The sequence below is a fragment of the Mesorhizobium sp. J18 genome (genome assembly GCF_007829525.1).
Lineage (GTDB): Bacteria > Pseudomonadota > Alphaproteobacteria > Rhizobiales > Rhizobiaceae > VLJP01.
The window spans coordinates 1-18,399 of sequence record NZ_VLJP01000049.1 but is presented as its reverse complement, the minus strand read 5'-3'; the positions used below and the strand labels follow the sequence as shown (position 1 = coordinate 18,399).

Below are 18,399 nucleotides of genomic sequence, written 5' to 3'. Positions count from 1 at the left end.
GGCTCATGCCGCCATATTGCTTACGCCACCGGTAGAACGTCAGCTCGGAAACGCCGATCTGGCGAACAGCATCCGCCATCGCCATGCCTTGGCCGCGCAAAACCTCAMCCTGCCGAAGCTTCGTGACGATCTCGTCGGGCTTGTGTCGCTTGTTTGCCATTGTGGTCCTCCTTCATGGTCAAAACCATACTTCAAGGTGGACCCGTTCAATGGGGGTGGATCACTGGATGGCGCGGCTGACACTGGACTGCTGCACCTGGAGAAACTTTGCTGCTCGCCGGAAACTCCCGTTCTCCGCCGCAGCGATGATGTACCGGAGTTGTCCGACTTCCATCATTACGCCTTACTCAAACCGGTTGGCCAGCTTGCGCTGCGAAGTCGTCACCGTTCATCGATGAGGCGGATCGGTGGCGGTGCGGACTTGTGCTCAAAAGGCATGATATTTTCATCGATCACACACCGCTTGCGCTTGGCACGTCGAGATATGTCTCGACCTCACCAGTGCGTCTCGCCGTCCGGCTCCACAAATCGTCCCGAAACGGCATTTCCGCCTGCCAGCGCACAGGCGACCGGCAATCGTGCGCCTTCTGCAAGCATCATGTAACCTGTGTGCCCGGTGAGATCTGTTGTCACATATGCAGGGCAGGCCGAGTTCACGCCGATTGGCGTGTGCTGCAACTCCGCGGTGGGTTGAACCGTCGACATGTTCAGTGCTGCTTTGGAGGGGTTGTAGCAGATCAGGAGTGACGAATAGCTGGGCAAGTCTCAGACCGTACCGAAAGGTAGGCTTTGATACATTCTCCCCGTTGCGGCAAAAACGGCGTTAGCGACCGCAGCTGCGACCGGCACTCCGCCCGGCTCGCCTGCTCCAGTAGGCGGCGCCGCGGACGGTACGATGTGCACTTCCACCTTCGGCATCTCGTCTATGCGCATGACCTGGAAGTCGTGGAAATTCGACTGGTCAACGGCACCGCCTGTCATGGTGATCTCGCTGTGCAAGGCACTTCCGAGAGTAAAAGCGATCGAACCCTCCATCTGTGCCCGGATCACATCCGGATTGACCGCCACTCCGCAATCTATCGCGCAGACGATGCGGTCGACCTTGATCTTGCCATCGTCGGCCACAGTCACTTCGGCCACTTGCGCGACCGGAGTGGAGTAGGCATAGGCGAGCGCGATGCCGCGGCCTCGGCCCGGCCCCATCGCTTCTCCCCAGCCGGCGCGCTGCGCCGCGAGCTCCAGAACGCGCAGTTCGCGCGGGTGTTCGGCGAATATGTGGTCCTTCACAGGTTCGGGAACCGAAAGCACGTCGATCTTCTTCTCGCGTGGGTCACGCGCGAGCAGTGAGCGGCGGAGCTCGTACGGGTCGCGGCCCGCGGCACGAGCGACCTGGTCGAGAAAGGTCTCGATGGCGTAGGTCTTGTTGTAGTTGCTGCGCCAAGTGGCAGCGGGCATCGCAACCACCGCGTTGTGCGATTCCACCAGGATGTTCGGAATGTCGTAGGATGTCGTCGCGAGCCCTACCACGGAGGTGAAGTCTGTTCCGTTCACCACAAACTGGGCGGCAAATTCCGGAGAATCGAGCAGCAGCGACTTTCCGACAATGCGATGGGAGTAGGCGATCAGGTTTCCGTTGTCGTCGAGGCCGGCCGTCGCCCGGTGAAGGTACATCGGCATGTAGACGCTGTTCTGCAGCTCCTCCTCGCGCGTCCACTGTAGCTTGACGGGAGCGCGGCCGTTTATCGCTTTTACAATCTCGACCGCTTCCAGCGCCGTTTCGTTGCGTCGCCCGAAATGGCCGCCAGCAAAGACCGCGTGGATCTCGACCTGATCGGGGCGGAAGCCGAGTGTGGCGGCTATTTTCATCTGGAGGGGGGTTACGTTTGCATCTCCGGACCAGACCTCACAGCTATCGCTTGAAAGACGTGCAACGCAGGCCACTGGCTCCAGCGGAGCATGCGCCAGAATGGGAAACGAATAGTCCGCAGTCACTGTCTTGGCGGCGCGAGCCAGAGCGGTTTCGACATCGCCGTCGCGGCGGGCAACATTGCCGGGTTGATCGAGCAACGCGCGGTGATTTGAAATGATCTCATCGGTGCCGCGCTTTTCTGCGGCCGTTTCGTCCCAATCCACCCTGAGTTTCTCGCGCCCTTTCAGAGCCGCCCAGAACGATTCGGCAAGAACAGCTACACCAGTCGGGATCTCGACCACGTCGACGATGCCGGGGATTTGGCGCGTCTCGCTGTCGTCGAATGACCGGACAGTCGAGCCGAAACGCGATGGATGTGCGACCACGGCTACGAGCATTCCGGGGAGCTTGACATCGATGCCATAGAGGGCGGTGCCATTTGTCTTTGCCGGGCTATCGAGCCGTTTCACCGTCCCATCGTCCCGCCCAATCAGGCGAAACCGCGAGGGATCCTTGAGCGGCACGTCCTCCGGTACGGGAAGAGCCGCCGCCTGATCGACCAGTTCGCCAAACGATGCAGTACGGCCGGATGCTTCGTGCATCACAATTCCCTTGTCGATCGAAATTTCCGCAGAGGCGACGCGCCACCGCGCGGCAGCCGCTTCCACCAGCATGGCGCGGGCCGTCGCGCCGGCTCGGCGGTACTGCAGGAACGAGTTTTGCATGGAATTACTGCCACCGGTCGACTGGATGCCGAAGGCGAGGTTCTTGAACAGATCCGCGTCGGCGGGCGCCGGCTCTGCCTTCACCTGCGACCAGTCAGCGTCCAGCTCCTCGGCAATCACTGTGGCAAGACCCGTGAATATGCCCATACCGTGCTCAACGTGTTTGGAGATGATGGTGACACTGTTGTCCCGTGCCACGCGGAGAAACGCGTTGGGACCGAATGTCTCCTGCACGGACTGTGAGTTGGAGAAGCTCCGCTGAGGCAGGCTGAAGCCGATGACAAGCCCAGCGCTGGCGAAAGCTGCGCCTTTGAGTACACTTCTGCGGGTGATCCGCGATTCTACCTCACGAGATTTTTCCATTTCTCCATCCTTTCCACGATTTGGCTCGGTCCGGGCAATATCGACTGCAATCTCGTCGATCGCGGATACCGTCGCTTGTTGTCATTGATGACCAGACTGGCTCTCGAGGTAGCTGATGATTGCTGCTCGCTGCTCTGCGTCCGGAACGCGGATCATCATGCGAGTCCCAGGCATCCGTGCACTCGGTGCGGCTAGGAAGCTATCGAGCGACTGAGCGTCCCAACTGATGCCAGAGGACCGCATTGCGCTGGAATAGTTGATCCCGTCCACACTGCCCGCGACGCGGCCGAAAATGCCGAAGAGATGCGGGCCGTTTCTGTTCTGACCCGCTTCCAGGCTATGACAGGACGCGCAACGCTGCTGGAATAAGCGCTCGCCATCTGACTCCTGAGCATCAACTGGTGACGAGCAGAGAGAGCTGACCGTAAACACAAGCAACGCTAGCAGGGTGTGTATCACACCCTCCGAGTAGCTAGCCGTTGGATTGATCTTGCCACGAGCGACCATTGTTTAGCCCTCGATGGTGCGGGCAGTCAGATGGATGGCGGCCCGGATGCGCTGATAGGTTCCGCAGCGGCATATGTTGCCACTCATGGCATCATCGATGTCGGCGTCGGTGGGATGCGGCGTCTGTTCCAGGAGAGCGATAGCGGCCATGATCTGTCCCGACTGGCAGTAACCGCATTGCACGACATCGAGGGCAATCCATGCCTTGCGCACTGCCTCAGCTAGATCTCCGGACGCGCCTTCAACTGTCGTGATACTGGCACCTTGAACGTCGCCGAGGGCGATGGTGCAGGAGCGCACGGGGCTGCCATCGACATGAACGGTGCAGGCGCCGCAAAGCCCCGCGCCGCAGCCGAACTTGGTTCCGGTGAGACCCGCTGTCTCGCGAATAACCCAGAGCAACGGCGTCTCAGGATCAACGTCAAAAGAAACACCTTCACCATTGAGTGTCAGAGTGGTTGCCATCTTACCTCCAGAAACCATACATTTTGTCCGGCGATGAGCGTGAGAACATCTCCGTACGAAGCGACGGGCTGCCTTGTTCGGCCAGTTGTTCTGCCTTCGTCTTGATCGAGCTGAGTGGAGAATAGGAAGCTTCGGCGTCGTGGTATTTGAAGAATCGGACATCCTGCACGAGGCATTGATCCCAAGCGGGCCATTGGGGCGCTATGTCGAGCGCATCTTCACGCTTGCCCCAAAGGCAGGCGAGCGGCGCTTGGTTGACCTGCCGCAAGGATTTTCTGACATCGTCTTTCGCGCCTTTGGCGATGGCGGGTCAGGCTTCGCTAAAGGCGACATTCATGCTGTCGGCGCGCAGCCACAGGCCTTCGACATCCCTGATCCGGACGTGCTGGCCACTCTGGTCGTACGCTTCCGGCCGGGGGCGGCACATCCCTTCTTTCGTGTGCGCATGAGTGAATTGACCGACGGTGTAGTCCCACTTCAGGAACTCTGGGGGGCGGCAGCCAGCGAACTGCTCCATCGCCTCATGGAGGCCTCAGCCACGCGAAGCTGGCTGGACGTAGTTGAAAGTGCGCTCAACGCTCAACTCGAAAAAGCTGAAGCGTTCAGGACGTCCTCCGCAACAGCTGCCGCTTTGGCGGCCGAGGCTATCGCTCGTCCGTCTGAAGCTCAGAGCGTGCATGCCGTAGCCGACTCGCTGGGGTTAAGCGAACGGCATCTTCTTCGCCAGTTCCAGGAGGCGATCGGCCTCGGGCCGAAGCAGTATGCTCGGATTGCGCGCTTTCAACGCGCTATACTGATGGCGAGTAAGGCCGACAGGCCGCGGTGGGCTGAACTTTCCTTTGAGGCGGGGTACTGCGATCAGGCGCATTTGATTTATGACTGCCAGAAGCTCACAGGAATGAGCCCAACGCAATTCATGTTGGCCTGGAAATGTGGGCGGTCGGGTGGGGTTAGATCTATCTGACGTCTCAAGGTGGTCCTGACCCGCATTTTTTCGAAAGGTCGGCTATTTGAAGACGATCCGCGTCGACCAGGGCTCCGAGTTCGTATCCCGCGACCTTGATCTTTGGGCCTATCAGAAGGACGTGACGCTGGACTTCTTCCGGCCCGGCAAGCCCCCGGACAATGCCTTGAGTCGTTCAACGGCAAAATTCGGCCGAGTGGCTGAACCAGCACTGGTTCCTAACCCATGACGACGCCTGCCAGCCCCCGCCGGGCGGTCCAAGATCGGGTCTCACGTCAAAAAGCCGGGGAACTCTACCTTCCGGCGGCCCAAAGAATGGTATCGGAGTACAACACAAACTGGCTGCGGTCGCAGCTGGATGAAAGACCCGGGTCAGGCCGCACGCACTAGAACTGGAATTCGAGACGATCTGTTGATGGATAGCCTGGGTGCCAAAATCCACCAAATATGCCATGGGGCCGAATCCCGACGGTGTGGGTAAAGCGGTCGGAAAAGGCCGACCTAGCCACCTCTCATCGGAGCCAGTTCCTCCACCCTCATGAACACTCCGAATGGCCGTGCATTCGCCGCCAGGTTCGGCCCTGCACGACCCTTCGTAGCTTGTCGTTTAAGGATGCAACTTCGTGCCCTTGATCGCTTTGTCGATAGCCTTTTTCGGTCCTCGGAGCGCAAGACCGACGAGGTCAGGATTATCCGCGGGCTCAGCCTTGAATACCTCACGGTTAGCCGCGTCATGTCCCGTTGAGAACATGGCCCGTACAAAAACCGCGCATGTCAAGCTATGTTCACTGGATAGCCGATAAGCTCTCAGTAGATCCTTCGGCTGGGCTGCAAAAACAAGCATTGGTTGGCCGAGTAGCTTGGCGTAACGTCTTCCCTCCGCATCAACATACGGTTCGCCCATTGCTTCAGGAGCAGCCCCAGCAATTCCGGTAGCAAGGAAGGCGGTCACATTGAGTTTTTGCCATGTCGGAAGATTGTCGAGAACCAGTATTGCGACTTTAGTATCGAACATCCTGCCCTTTCTAAAAATGCAGTCTAGTGTCTGAACAGGAGGCGCAAAGTGCTAGCCCCCTCTGTTCAGTTTCCTGGCACATGGCCCGTGTCAAGAATTTGCTCGTGGTAGGAACCTCGCGCTCGATGAGGTTCAAAGTGCGACGGCCACGGATCGACACATCGGCCGAGACGACACGGAAATTCAACGATCTCATGATCGCGTCCGCGTCGTCCTGACTGAGGCAACTGGTCCGTATCTCACTGACACACCCAGATTAGCCTGGATCACATCAGGTTCTCTTGGACGGCTTGATAGACTGTTCGAACTGTCAGTTGGAATCCTAAGCTACGTGCAAGTGAGCCATCAACATGGAGGTGCCATGGATTCTCCAATGGGGCGGATGATGACTCGAGCCTTTGTCCTACCAACGCCGCCAACTCGTAAACGGACATAGTTGCGTCATCCGCAATATTGACGATGCGGCCGTCGAACGTACCGGTAAGGGCAAGCTGGATGGCCGTGGCAAGGTCCCGATGGTGGATCGTGCTGATCTTCTTGGCCGGATGCCACTTTCCTGCGATCGCATATTTGGCAAAATCCTCAATATGGCCATCCCCGTCACCATAGACGAAGGGGAAGCGAAGCACTGTCCAGTTGAGGTCGCTTTCCTGCAGTTCCTTCTCGGCCGCGATTTTGCTGGCCGGGTATGCTTGCTTTGGATCGACTGGATCGTCTTCCCGTCCCGGGTGTGTACCCCCTTCTTCATAGACATTGCTGGTGCTGGCGAGGATGAATCGAGCCTTCGGCGCATACCCTTTAACGGCAGCAATGAGATTGCGTGTCCCTTCCACATTGCTCTTCCAAATCAGGTCGGTGTCTTGGGTGCGGAAAACCGCGGCAAGATGAATGATGTCGGAAACCCCCTCTACTGCTTCCGCCAAAGTCGCAGGGTCGAAAAGATCTCCTTCGACCACGGTTGCACCCGCGGCAACATCTTTTCCCTTTCGTACCAGGGCGCGGCAATCCACACCCGCTTCCACGAGCCGCGGAAGAAGCCGGGCTCCTACCAACCCCGTCACACCAGTTATCAAAACTGTCATACGTCGCTCCTGTAATTGACTTTCAAGCGTCTGGTCCGATCAAGCGAGAGCCACCTTCGTGCTTGCAGCCGAAACTGGAAGTGTTCTGCCCTTTGCGGTATCTCCATAATCGGAATGTGATTCCATTTATACGGAATCCGATTCCGTTTAGCAACATGGGACTCACGCGGGAGAAAGAATGGTCGAACATCAAGAGAAGGACAGCGGCATACGACCTGTGCGCGCAGATGCCCGACGAAATATCGAAACAATTCTGAGGGCAGCGGCTGAGGTCTTCGATACGTCAGGCGTGGAAGCGCCTGTGAAGTTGATTGCGGATAAGGCCGGCGTCGGAGTGGGGACGCTGTATCGCCATTTCCCGCACCGGCCCGACCTCATCAAAGCCATCATCCAGAAGGAAGTCGATGCCTGTGCTAAGGCCGCCCTGGACTTTGCAGCGAGTGAACAGCCTGTCGAAGCTCTTGCCAAATGGATGCAGCGACTTGTGGACCTGGTCGCCACCAAGCGCGGTTTGGGCGCGGCTCTTCATTCGGGCAATGCTGCCTATCAGTCGCTCCCAGAGTATGTTTTCAGCCGCCTAACACCGGTCTTGCGCGACCTTCTTGACGCGGCCGAGGCTGCGGGCTCCATCCGAAGAGATGTCAATGCCAAGGAATTGCTGATCGCCTGTATGCGCGTCGCAACACCAGCCAGTGAGGGCGACATTGTCCAGGCGCGGCGAATGGTGGCCCTTATGGTTGACGGATTGCGATTCACCGAATTGAACGAGTGCGACAACGAACAACGAAGTTCGACCAATGCCATCAGACGCTGATATGAGGCGTCGAGCTATAGCTGCGAAGCCCCTTCTCAGAGACCATCCACGCCTTTAACCAACTGCTCTGGAATCACCCAAAGAAGCGGTGTCGCCGGTGCGGCGACTGTCTCGACCACGCGCCCTATGAGCGCGAATGTCGTCATGAATGTTTCTCCTCGATCTGATCGCTGATTCCGTGGTGGGATGCGGCGCCACCTTTGTGCTCAGTGCGCTGACGCTCCACCTAGCGCAGAAATTCCTCCTGCTCATCAGGATCTCCTCGGGTGTCGGTTGCTGGAGGAGTAGGGTCCTCGTCGGGTCGATGACCTCGACCTTTCCCTTGAGCTGTTCGCGCAGGACACCGTATGAATGGATTTCCGATTTGCCTGGATTCCCAATCGGCGGTGAAGTCTAATCTCGTCCAAAATGGGCCGGGGGGCGTCCGACCTGCTTTGTAAAGGCGACACTGAAGGCGCTGCCCGACCCGTAGCCGACCCGCGCCGCAATTTCGGCAACAGTGCCTTGGCCCTCGCGCAGGTACTTCTTGGCAAGAGCCATGCGCCAGGTCTTCAAGTATTCCATCGGCGGCAAGCCGACGATCCTGCTGAACCGCGTGAAGAAGGCGGAGCGTGAGAGGCCGGCTTCGCGCGCCAGTTCCACCACTCCCCAGTTGCGATCGGGGGCGGCATGCATGCAGCGCAGCGCCGCAGCCAGCCTGGGATCGGCAAGTCCGCGGAGCAGACTGGCGGCGCCGTCCGCTTCGCAGGTGGACCGCAAAGCTTCGATCAGCAGCACCTGAAGGAGATGCTCCAATACGACATCACGTGCGGGTCTATCTGCGCGAGCCTCGCTGCGCACGAGGCGTGTCAGATCCGCCAGACGGTTTTCGCCCCGAACGACCACGAGATCGGGAAGGAGCGAGACGAGGAGATCCGCGTCCGGCGATCCGAAGCGGCAGTAGCCGACGAGCATTTGAACTTCGGCCGGCCCCTGCGAAGACCCGAGACGGACGCTGCCATCCTCTCCGGGTAGCGGTTGGGTCTGCAGCCCATCGGGAGGCGGGGGCTCCAGGCTCGACATCGTGAAGGCGTAAGCCTCCGGAACCATAACAAAATCGCCGGCGGACAAAACAACAGGTTCTTTCCCGTCGACCTCCAGGCAGGTCCGCCCGGCCAGCAGCATGCAGTAATAGACCTGTTCGATTTCCGTGCGCCGCACCCGCCATGCGCCGGCCCCTTCCACAAGCTTCGAGTATGGCGCCTGTGGTCGCAGCAGCGAGATCATTTCCGATAGCGGGTCGGCCATATTCGGACTTTCCCTAATGAATCATGTATTATCTATGATAGAAAGTTCAGATGTGCATGTCGATATTCAGGCCATTCAATTTCGATAAGGGATGACCAGACATGAACACCGTGATGATTACTGGATGCTCCTCAGGCTTCGGCCGCGAGACGGCCGAGCACTTCCTCAGCAAGGGCTGGAGTGTCGTCGCCACCATGCGTAAGCCGCGCGAGGACGTACTGCCGGCTTCGGACCGGCTGCGCCTTCTGCCCCTCGACGTGACAGACCCTGGCTCGATCGCCGCGGCGATCGAGGCGGCCGGGGACATCGATGCCCTCGTCAACAATGCCGGGATCGGATGGATGGGCCCTCTGGAAGGAACCCCCGAAGAGACGATCCGCGACATATTCGAGACCAACACCTTCGGCACGATGGAGATGGTTCGCGCCGTCGTACCGCAGATGCGGGAGCGCGGGACCGGGTCCATCGTTAACGTCTCCTCCAGCACCACGCTGAAGCCGCTTCCCTTGCTGCCCGTCTACACCGCCAGCAAGGCGGCGGTGAATGCGTTCACCGAATGCCTCGCGCTCGAGCTCGAGCCGTTCGGCATCCTCACCCGCCTGGTGCTGCCCGGCCAGGCCCCGGGAACCCGTTTCGCGACGAATGCACGGGCCAAGATGGCGGAGGCCGGAGGTATTCCCGAACCCTATCGCCCGCTGGCCGAACGCGTCTTCGCCGCCCATGCGCAGGCGGCCGATGGAGAGGTCACCGAGTCCCGGGATGTCGTCGCCGCGATCTGGCGCGCCGTCACGGAGCCCGATTGCCCCCTGCGCTTGCCCGCGGGTGCCGATGCGGTCGCGCTGGCGGCCTGAGCCGCTGGCCGCCAGGACAATCTTCCATACGAAACCGGCGCGCCCTGCGCCTTCAGGACGCGGGGCAGACCGCTCTGCGCGACAAGTGCAATGAGCCCTTCTTACCTAAAGTATCCCTATCTGGCCATGGTCGTCATCGGCCTTGGCGAACTGATGGCCACGCTCGACCACTCCATCGTAAATGTGGCGCTGCCCTCTGCTCAGATGGATTTGGGCTTCGACGATTCGCTTCGATCCTGGATCATCTCGGTATACGCGCTCGCATTCGGCAGCCTGTTGCCGCTGGGTGGCGCGCTGGTAGGCCGGTTCGGCCAGCGACAGGCATTCATGCTGGGTCTCGTCGGCTTTGCCGCTGCTTCGGTTCTTGGCGGACTTGCGCAGAGCTTCGTTGTGCTTGTTGCCGGGCGCGCCATCCAAGGCATGTTTGCCGCCCTGCTGGCGCCCGCGGCCCTTTCGCTTCTGATAACTTGCTTCGACGGGAGGCCGCTGCGCCGGCGCGCGTTCGGCGTTTTTGCGATGCTTGCGATCTCCGGTGCGGCGATCGGAATGATCCTCGGCGGCATCCTGACCCAATATCTCGATTGGCGTTGGTGCATGCTGATCAATGCCGTGTTCGCCGCCATTGCCCAGATCGGCGCCTGGGTTGGCTTGCCCACCACAGCTCCAATTCGGGACAGCAGGATCGACATTGCGGGCGCCGTCACTTCCGGCGGCGGTCTGTCGCTACTTCTTTACGCATTCTCGAACGCGGAGACGCAAGCCTGGACGTCGCCCATCGTCACAGGCTGCCTACTCGCTGGATGCCTGCTGCTCGCGGTTTTCATCGCGATTGAACGCAGGGTTCAAACGCCGTTAGTGCCGCTGACCATCTTCCAAGACCGATCGCGCAACGCTGCGTTTCTCGCCGCTTTCACGGCGGTTCTGGGGCTGTTCGGGGTCATGCTCCTGCTGACCTATGAGCTGCAGCGAAATCTGGGCTTTGGGCCTCTCCAGACCGGTTTCGGATTTCTGCCGATGGCCGCGGGATTGATGATTTCAGCAACGCTGACACCGGTGAAGCTGCTTCCCCACCTCGGCGCCCGGGTCATCCTCGCGGGTGGATTGCTCCTCGCGGCCGTCGCGCTCATCCTCTTGTCGTTCACGACTTCCGGGCTCGACTACCGAGCCGTTCTGGCGCCGCTGGTCATACTCGGGTTGGGACTGGGGGCCACGATCTCCACCTCGATTGAAACTGCGACGCGAAACATACCGGACCATCATGCCGGCGTGGCGGCTGCAGTGACCAGCGCGGTACAGCAGATCGGCGGCGCATTCGGGGCGGCATTGCTCGCGGGTATCGCTCATCGTGCAGGGACAGCTCCAGAACTCGGTTTCGGAACTGCCGTACTGCGGGGTTTCGACGTAGCCATGGGCTCGATCGCTCTGCTTTTCGTGCTTGTTGCTGCCGTAACTTGGGTTTTGCGCCCGGGCCACAGGCAGCGGCCTTACGAGGTCCGGCCGGAGCCGTCGACGTTCAGGAGTTGAAGTGGCGCGCGCCGACGATAATCACCTGGATCGATACGTTATAGGTCTCTGTCAGCTAGCGGTCGACATGGGTCGAGGACCCAACACCCCAGGCGTCAGCCCTTGGCCCGGTACTCTTCTGGCATGACGAAGACCTCGTCCGCGCGCCCATATCCGCCATCGGGCACTTCCTCGATCAGGACCATCGTGGTCAGACGAACAACCTTCCCGAGGTAGCTGACCATGAGCTCGGTCGTCTTGTGGATCAGGTCCTCCTTCTGCACCGTCGGAAGTGAGGCCTGGGGCAGTTTGTAGTTCGCGAAAGGCATTGTGTGTTCCTTGGATTTGAGGGGCTGCAACTAGACCGCGCCACCATTGGCGCGGATGGTTTGACCGTTGATCCAGCCGCTCTCCGGGCTGGCCAGAAAAGCGACGGTGTCTGCGATGTCATCGGGACGGCCGAGGCGGCCGAGCGGAATCATCCGCGTGATGCTGGCGACCAGTTCCGCGGATTTGCCCCGCATAAAGAAATCGGTCTCGACCGGACCGGGCGAGATCGCGTTCACGGTGATCCCGCGCGGGCCCAGTTCCTTGGCGAGCACGCGCGTCATGGCCTCGATTGCGGCTTTCGTCGCCGCGTAAAGGCCATAGCCGGGCTGGTAGAAGCCGACCACGCTCGAGGACACGCTGATGATCCGCCCGCCATTGCGCAGCCGCCTGGCGCCCTCGCGCATGCCGCGGAACGTGCCGCCGAGATTGGTCGCGCAGTGGTCGTCGAAATCCGCGTCGGTAGCATCGGCAACGTGTGACAGCCGCATCATACCGGCGTTGTTGACTAGAATATCGGCGGGGCCGAACGCGGTTTCGGCGGCGTCGAACAGCGTGGGCATGGCGGCCGGATCGCCGACGTTGGCCCGCACCGCGATCGCCCTACCACCCGCCTGTTCGATAGCCTGCACAACCTGACGGGCAGCAGCCTCGTCTCGCGCGTAATTCACAGTGACGGCACAACCCTCTTGGGCCAGCCGGCGCGCGATTGCCGCACCGATGCCCTTGCCGGCGCCGGTCACGATCACGGTCTTGTCTTTCAGTCTCATGTCTCGACCTCCATTGCTCGGAAAGGAGGTAGGGAGACTTGAGTGCGGGATAATCACCCTTCTGCGGGCAACAAAATTCGGCTATTCCGAACAATTATGGATCGTCTCGATGCAATGCGTCTCTTCGTCCGGGTCATCGACCGTCGCAGCTTCACGGCCGCAGCGGCCGATCTGGGTATTCCTCGTTCGACGGCCACTGAAGCGATCAGGCGACTCGAGCGCGACCTCGGAAGCCGACTCCTGGAACGCACCACCCGGCATGTGGCGCCTACCCCGGACGGAGAGGCCTACTACCGGCGCTGCCTGTCGATCCTCGCCGATGTCGACGAGGCAGAGGGCGCCCTGCGGGGCGGTGAACCGGCAGGCGTGCTGCGCATCGACGCTCACGGCACGCTGACGCGGGCCTTCCTGCTGCCACACCTGCCGGAATTCCTGGAAGCTTACCCGCAAATTAGCTTGCAAATCGGCCAAGGCGACAGACTGGTCGATCTGGTGCGCGAGGGGGTGGATTGCGTCATCCGGGCAGGCGAACCGAATGACAGCGGCCTCATCATGCGCAGGCTTTCCGATATTCCCGAGCAGACCTGCGCGAGTCCTCAATATATCGAACGTCACGGGGTGCCCGCCTCGGTCGATGACCTCGACGGACACCAGATGATCGGCTTCGTTTCGTCGCGCACCGGCCGCGTGATGCCGATGGAGTTCCGGACCGGCGAGGGTATCAGGGAAGTGACGCTTCCCTGCCGGGTGACCGCCAACGAAGCGGAAACCGCGCATCATCTGGCGCGGATGGGTTACGGGCTGATCCAGGCGCCCCGCTACCGGTTCCGGAAGGATCTGGCGAAAGGCAACCTTGTCGAGGTTCTGCCGGATCACCCGCCGCCGCCCTTGCCACTCGCGGTCTACTATCCGCAGAATCGCCAATTGTCGCCGCGCGTGCGAGTTTTCCTCGACTGGATAGTGGCTGTCTTTGATGTGGCAAATCTCTAGCTTGACGTACTAGCCTGCCGTTTCGGCGACGTTCGTTGGAGTAGGCCGAGAGCGAAGAGCCTATTTAAGCTGGCTTACGTTAGCATCTCCGGTATTTAAGTATGCAGGGGATTGTTCAAATGGTCTGCCTCCCGTGAATGCCCTCGAATCGGGTTAGAGTTTTCCGTGCCATTTCCTGGCTGGGAGAGGGAGCGGAAGCGATGAAGGCATCGCAGTTCACGGACGCGCAGAAGGCGTTCATCATCAAGCAGGGCGAGGACGGGACGCCAGTGGCGGAGATCTGCCGCAAGGCAGGGATCAGCCAGGCGACCTACTTCAACTGGAAGAAGAAGTATGCCGGCATGATGCCGTCGGAGATGAAGCGGCTGCGCGAGCTTGAGCAGGAGAATGCGCGGCTGAAGAAGATCGTGGCGGACCTGACGCTCGACCGGGAGATGCTGCAGGACGTCATCAAGCGAAAGCTCTGAGGCCTGGCCGGAAGAGAGCGCTGGTCGACGCGATGCGTGTCGAATGGGCCATCTCGATCCGCCGTGCCTGCGCGGCGATCCGGTTTGACCCGAAGACTTATCGATACAAGTCGCGCCGGCCCGGCCAGGCCGCTCTGGAACAGCGGATCAAGGAGATTTGCCAGACCCGTGTGCGCTTCGGCTACCGGCGCGTGCATGTCCTGCTGCGGCGGGAGGGATGGGCGATCAATCAGAAGAAGACCTACAGGCTTTACAAGGAGCTGGGCAGCTGAGGAACAAGACGCCGAAGCGGCGGGTGAAGGCAAAGCTGCGCGAGGACCGCGCCGAGGCTGTCGGTCCGAACGATGTCTGGGCCATGGACTTCGTGCACGACCAGCTCGCCACCGGCCGCAGGATACGGGTGCTGACGGTAGTCGACACATTCTCACGCTACGCGCCGGCGCTGGATGCCAGGTTCAGCTACCGCGGCGAGGACGTCGTCGCCACGCTGGAACGGGTCTGTGCGCGAACCGGCTATCCGAAGACGATCCGCGTCGATCAGGGCTCTGAGTTCATCTCCCGTGACCTGGACCTGTGGGCTTACCGGCACGGCGTCACCCTCGACTTCTCGCGGCCGGGGAAGCCGACCGATAACGCATTCATTGAAGCCTTCAATGCCCGGCTGCGGGCGGAATGTTTGAACGCCCACTGGTTCATGAGCCTTGCAGATGCGGCAGAAAAGTTGGAGGCTTGGCGCAGAGACTATAATGAGCAACGGCCACACGGCGCGATCGGGAACAACGTCCCGGCCGCGCTCATGAAATCGGCACACGCAGCCAGCCCGTGTTGCTGAGAAGGCCGGAAAACTTGTCTTATGACTTTTGCTGCCGAACGGGCGAAGAAAGAACCGCCGGGAGGGGTAGCAGCCCCTCGTCGGCGGCGAGGGTCGGATCGGTGAAACGCTGACCGTGTGACGGGTCGAGCTAGAGTTTGATCGCCCTCGTCTTTCTCTTGAGGCCTGAACGGATACCCGCAGTTCGGCTGCGGACGACAAGCACGGGACAAGCGAAAGATGACCGACGATACCATCGGGGTCGACATCTCGAAAGACCATCTCGACGCCTATCGCATGAGCGATGGCGCCAGCCGCCGCTTCGCCAACGACAGTGCCGGGCACACGGCGTTCGTGAAGTGGCTGGACGATGCGGGTTTGCGCATCGTCTACGAACCGACCGGCCCTTATCACCGAGCCTTCGAGCGGAGGCTGGCGGAGGCGGGCTTCGCGCTGGTCAAGGTCAATCCGCGTCAGGCAAGGCGCTTCGCCGAAGCCACCGGCCGGCTTGCCAAGACCGACCGGCTCGATGCCGCCATGCTGGCCCACATGGGTGCGCTGCTCGACCTCGAGGCGCGGCCGGTGCGCAGTCCGGTCCTCAACGATCTCAAGGACCTCTCCATGGCCCGCGCGGCGCTGGTGAAAAACCGCACGGCGGTGAAGAACAGAGCAAAGAACCTGACCTTGCCCATCCTCAAGCGTCACAATGGCGAGCAACTCAGGCAGATCGAGCGCCAGCTAGCCGCGATCGAAGTCGAGATCAGGAAGCTCATCAAGGCCGATCCTGACCTGGCCAACCGCTTCGACATCCTTGTATCGATCCCCGGCGTCTCGGCCATCACCGCCTTCGCGCTGATCATCGACATGCCCGAACTCGGCACCCTCGAAAACACCCAGGCTGCATCGCTCGCTGGCCTCGCCCCGGTCGCACGCCAGTCAGGAAAATGGACAGGCCGCGCCTTCATCCGCGGCGGCCGGGCCAATGTCCGTCAGGCGCTCTACATGCCGGCTCTCGTCGCCATGCGCTTCAATCCTGACTTCAAGGCCAAATATGACCAGCTCAAAGCCGCCGGCAAAGCCTCAAAGGTCGCAATCACCGCGATTATGAGGCGCCTTCTCGTCCTCGCAAACGCACTGCTCAGGGACCAACGCAAATGGGCCCCATAACCTCCTTGACCAAAACGGATACTTGTCTTGCCCTTCGGACTGGATCTAGCCTCCGGAGCGGAATTGCAGATCGACGACGGAACGCCAGGACAGGCACTGCACTTCCGCACCTGCCTTCCTGCAGGCTGCGCCGTCTCAGTCAATATCGATGCCGAAATGCTGACAGCGCTGCGAAACGGCACCACACTCAAGGTACATGCCAAAGCCGATGGTGGTAATCAGACGGTCTTTTCCATTTCATTGAAGGGGTTTGGCGGGGCCTTCGACCGTGCAGCTGCTCTCGCGGAATAATCGCGGGTCCATGTCGCTGTGCGGTGGTGAATCTGCCGCTGCATCCGCGGCCATGAGATTGGGTTGCGCCTGCTTTGCTGCAGACTGGTCGAGGCACTTTACAGGTCATGGTTCGCTGCGAAAGTTGTTTTTGGATCAGACTTCAGGCGGATTTTCCGGCTGTTGGGCCTTTCGCTGCCTACGGATAAGCCCTGAACGCCGAACAGCGCCTTTCGAATCGGCGGGTACTTTTGTTTGGATTGGGAACGCAGTACCATAACATGGTCGGGCGCGGCTTGCGGGGCCAGAATGGCACCCATTTTGAGGTCTAACAGAGGGCTGTGGGAAGGCAGGGCAGGGATGCCTGACGATATGTTATTCTCATTGTCGCAAACGGTTTCGGCGATTAGCCGGGCTGATTGCAGAGAGGCGCTTACCGCAAGTGTTCTCAAAGGGGTTCAGCATTTTGGGTTCGAAAGCTTCACACTGAACATCAATGTCAGGGATGCATATGAGGCCAATGCCAATCCCGTATTGACGACACACGCGGATAGCTTTCATCTCGAATATGACAGTTTGAAATTGTACGAGTTGGATCCGGTCCTGCTATGCGGACTTCACGCTGATCAGCCTTTCTGCTGGAATAGTGAGGTCGATCATGTCACTCCCACAAGCAACAAGCTTGTGGAGATGTTTCGGGCGATGCCTCTGATCAACGGACTTGTGGTGCCCCTGCCATCGTCAGAAGGCAGGTCCAGCCTGATCAACCTGGCGACCTCTCGCGATATTTGCATCAGCGAGGGCGTTGTCCACTCCATTTCGATCATCGCTCACACGGCCATGATCAAGGCAGAATCGCTTGGCGTGGTTTCCGAGGACGTCTCAGGGCGGTTTGCCGATGCAAATCTCTCTCACCGGCAGATCGAGATTCTGCACTGGGCGGCACGGGGTAAATCAAACAATGATATTGCCACCATCATGCAACTGTCGAGACGGACCGTTGACTGGCATATGAGCGAGGTTCTGCGCAGGCTCAAAGTTGCTTCACGCAGCCAGGCAGTTGCTCTTCTACACGGTCGACCACCATCGCGCTGAAACAAGAGCGATGGCAGAAATCGTCATTGGCATTGACGATAGTGAAGTATTGGGTCAATAATCCGCTTGGCGAATTTTTGGGGTATTCGGGGCGGGTTATGGCAGACGCAACAACGAGCGTACGCTCGTCTGTTACTATTGCAGGCAGAGAGCAGGGCGACACGATTGGCTATCGCCTGAGCGTGTCTTCGCGATGTCTGCTAAAGCATATTCGGCCTGTCGCGTTGCGCGCATCTAGGGCGATCTCTTGTCCAGGCCTGTCGGCCATCAGCGTTTTTGCATCCTTGGGAATGGAGGCGTCGACGTGGTGGTCAGCGAGCAGCCTCCGCATGTCCGGTCCATAGAAGAACTGATCAAGGCAATGTGCCTGTTCAGTTCGGCCTCAGCATCTGCCGTGCTCGTGAGCGCCGCGGAAATCGAACGTCGCAATCCACTCTCTTCGACTATTCACCAATACCAGTAAAGGCAAGTCATGGCCGCTACCATTATCAACAAAGCAGACGGATCTGCGTCTTCCGTGGCGATGGGAAATATCGTCGTCCAGGTTCCCAGTGTCGTCAAGCTGGACCTGAGCCCGAGTGACGTTGCCGCCATTCAGCGCAATGGAGTGGATCTGATCGTCCGTTTGCACAACGGAACGACCATCCGCATCGCAAATTTCTTCGTGGTTTCCGAGGATGGGCAGCAGAGCGACCTGGTCCTGGAAGACGATGACGGAACGCTCTGGTGGCTGGATCACAGTCAGGGGCTGGCCGATTTCGAGTTTGTGGAAATCCAGTCGGTCGACCAGCTGATCGGCACATCTGACGGCTCTTCAGGTCTCCTGTTTGGCGTGCTTGGCGCTTTGGGCGGCGCTGGACTGATTGCCGCTGCGGCAGGTGGTTCCGGTGGCGACGGCAGCGACGGAGATGCCGATGCTGATGCGGATGCCGATGCCGATGCTGATGCTGATGCAGACGCCGATGCTGATGCTGATGCGGATGCTGATGCAGACGCCGACGCGGATGCGGATGCCGA

Annotated in this window: 20 protein-coding genes and 2 pseudogenes; 11 read left to right on the top strand and 11 right to left on the bottom strand. The window is 60.0% G+C overall.

Translation table 11 applies throughout. The features are described 5' to 3' along the window. The 6 genes from L598_RS16515 to L598_RS16490 form a co-directional block, all read right to left on the bottom strand. Window positions 1–160: transposase (locus L598_RS16515; protein WP_144859921.1), on the bottom strand; the 160-nt coding region annotated here is incomplete at its 3' end. A gap of 60 nt (window positions 161–220) precedes the next feature. Further along, on the bottom strand, window positions 221–334 hold the full coding sequence (locus L598_RS16510) for a LysR family transcriptional regulator (RefSeq protein WP_246658795.1): 114 nt from the start codon (window positions 332–334) through the stop codon (window positions 221–223). A gap of 161 nt (window positions 335–495) precedes the next feature. Beyond that, window positions 496–705, bottom strand: a complete 210-nt coding sequence (locus tag L598_RS21640) for a hypothetical protein (RefSeq protein WP_144864300.1) — start codon at window positions 703–705, stop codon at window positions 496–498. A gap of 60 nt (window positions 706–765) precedes the next feature. After that, the gene (locus tag L598_RS16500) at window positions 766–2,997 is read right to left on the bottom strand and encodes a xanthine dehydrogenase family protein molybdopterin-binding subunit (protein WP_144864298.1); all 2,232 of its coding nucleotides are present in this window, start codon (window positions 2,995–2,997) and stop codon (window positions 766–768) included. An 81-nt stretch (window positions 2,998–3,078) separates the two neighbouring features. After that, entirely contained in the window at window positions 3,079–3,504 is a 426-nt protein-coding gene (locus L598_RS16495; RefSeq protein WP_144864296.1) for a c-type cytochrome, read from the bottom strand. A 3-nt stretch (window positions 3,505–3,507) separates the two neighbouring features. Continuing rightward, the gene (locus tag L598_RS16490; RefSeq protein ID WP_144864294.1) at window positions 3,508–3,969 is read right to left on the bottom strand and encodes a (2Fe-2S)-binding protein; all 462 of its coding nucleotides are present in this window, start codon (window positions 3,967–3,969) and stop codon (window positions 3,508–3,510) included. Window positions 3,970–4,108: 139 nt separating this feature from the next. Between L598_RS16490 and L598_RS16485 the strand changes: the two genes are divergently transcribed. After that, window positions 4,109–4,933 carry a helix-turn-helix transcriptional regulator gene (locus L598_RS16485; protein ID WP_144864292.1) on the top strand — a complete coding sequence of 275 codons (825 nt, stop codon included), beginning with the start codon at window positions 4,109–4,111 and terminating at the stop codon, window positions 4,931–4,933. 31 nt (window positions 4,934–4,964) lie between these two features. After that, window positions 4,965–5,169, top strand: a pseudogene (locus L598_RS16480) (IS3 family transposase); the annotation flags it as partial. A 371-nt stretch (window positions 5,170–5,540) separates the two neighbouring features. Here L598_RS16480 and L598_RS16475 read toward each other — a convergent pair. Together L598_RS16475 and L598_RS16470 are read right to left on the bottom strand one after the other, a co-directional pair. Further along, window positions 5,541–5,948 (bottom strand): DUF2000 domain-containing protein, encoded by a 408-nt coding sequence (locus tag L598_RS16475; protein ID WP_144864290.1) that lies wholly within the window; start codon window positions 5,946–5,948, stop codon window positions 5,541–5,543. A 266-nt stretch (window positions 5,949–6,214) separates the two neighbouring features. After that, on the bottom strand, window positions 6,215–7,030 hold the full coding sequence (locus L598_RS16470) for an NAD(P)-dependent oxidoreductase (RefSeq protein ID WP_144864288.1): 816 nt from the start codon (window positions 7,028–7,030) through the stop codon (window positions 6,215–6,217). Window positions 7,031–7,208: 178 nt separating this feature from the next. On the opposite strand from L598_RS16470, the gene L598_RS16465 reads away from it, so the two are divergent. Then, window positions 7,209–7,844 (top strand): TetR/AcrR family transcriptional regulator, encoded by a 636-nt coding sequence (locus tag L598_RS16465; RefSeq protein ID WP_144864286.1) that lies wholly within the window; start codon window positions 7,209–7,211, stop codon window positions 7,842–7,844. A gap of 393 nt (window positions 7,845–8,237) precedes the next feature. Here the strand turns inward: L598_RS16465 and L598_RS16460 are convergent, their stop codons facing one another. Beyond that, window positions 8,238–9,131 carry an AraC family transcriptional regulator gene (locus tag L598_RS16460; protein ID WP_144864284.1) on the bottom strand — a complete coding sequence of 298 codons (894 nt, stop codon included), beginning with the start codon at window positions 9,129–9,131 and terminating at the stop codon, window positions 8,238–8,240. Window positions 9,132–9,232: 101 nt separating this feature from the next. Here L598_RS16460 and L598_RS16455 point away from each other — a divergent pair, with 101 nt between their 5' ends. Both L598_RS16455 and L598_RS16450 read left to right on the top strand, forming a co-directional pair. Next, window positions 9,233–9,982, top strand: coding sequence for an SDR family oxidoreductase (locus tag L598_RS16455; RefSeq protein WP_144864283.1), 750 nt, complete (start codon window positions 9,233–9,235; stop codon window positions 9,980–9,982). A 90-nt stretch (window positions 9,983–10,072) separates the two neighbouring features. After that, a complete protein-coding gene (locus tag L598_RS16450) occupies window positions 10,073–11,506 on the top strand; it encodes an MFS transporter (protein WP_144864281.1) in 1,434 nt (477 codons plus the stop codon). A 95-nt stretch (window positions 11,507–11,601) separates the two neighbouring features. Here L598_RS16450 and L598_RS16445 read toward each other — a convergent pair whose 3' ends face one another. Together L598_RS16445 and L598_RS16440 are read right to left on the bottom strand one after the other, a co-directional pair. Continuing rightward, window positions 11,602–11,814: a 4-oxalocrotonate tautomerase family protein gene (locus tag L598_RS16445; protein ID WP_144864279.1), complete on the bottom strand. Its 213-nt coding sequence runs from the start codon at window positions 11,812–11,814 to the stop codon at window positions 11,602–11,604. A 30-nt stretch (window positions 11,815–11,844) separates the two neighbouring features. Beyond that, window positions 11,845–12,582, bottom strand: coding sequence for an SDR family oxidoreductase (locus L598_RS16440; protein WP_144864277.1), 738 nt, complete (start codon window positions 12,580–12,582; stop codon window positions 11,845–11,847). A gap of 96 nt (window positions 12,583–12,678) precedes the next feature. Here L598_RS16440 and L598_RS16435 point away from each other — a divergent pair, with 96 nt between their 5' ends. The 6 genes and pseudogenes from L598_RS16435 to L598_RS16410 all read left to right on the top strand — a co-directional run. After that, window positions 12,679–13,572, top strand: a complete 894-nt coding sequence (locus L598_RS16435) for a LysR family transcriptional regulator (protein ID WP_144864275.1) — start codon at window positions 12,679–12,681, stop codon at window positions 13,570–13,572. A 200-nt stretch (window positions 13,573–13,772) separates the two neighbouring features. Next, a pseudogene (locus tag L598_RS16430) lies at window positions 13,773–14,871 on the top strand (IS3 family transposase). Between the two features lie 219 nt (window positions 14,872–15,090). After that, window positions 15,091–16,017: an IS110 family transposase gene (locus L598_RS16425; RefSeq protein ID WP_186445073.1), complete on the top strand. Its 927-nt coding sequence runs from the start codon at window positions 15,091–15,093 to the stop codon at window positions 16,015–16,017. A 27-nt stretch (window positions 16,018–16,044) separates the two neighbouring features. Further along, entirely contained in the window at window positions 16,045–16,308 is a 264-nt protein-coding gene (locus L598_RS16420; protein ID WP_281407408.1) for an invasion associated locus B family protein, read from the top strand. Window positions 16,309–16,647: 339 nt separating this feature from the next. Continuing rightward, the gene (locus tag L598_RS21635) at window positions 16,648–17,382 is read left to right on the top strand and encodes a LuxR family transcriptional regulator (RefSeq protein ID WP_210245015.1); all 735 of its coding nucleotides are present in this window, start codon (window positions 16,648–16,650) and stop codon (window positions 17,380–17,382) included. 523 nt (window positions 17,383–17,905) lie between these two features. Then, window positions 17,906–18,399 (top strand): BapA prefix-like domain-containing protein (locus L598_RS16410; protein WP_246658796.1); only part of this gene is annotated, 494 nt, incomplete at its 3' end.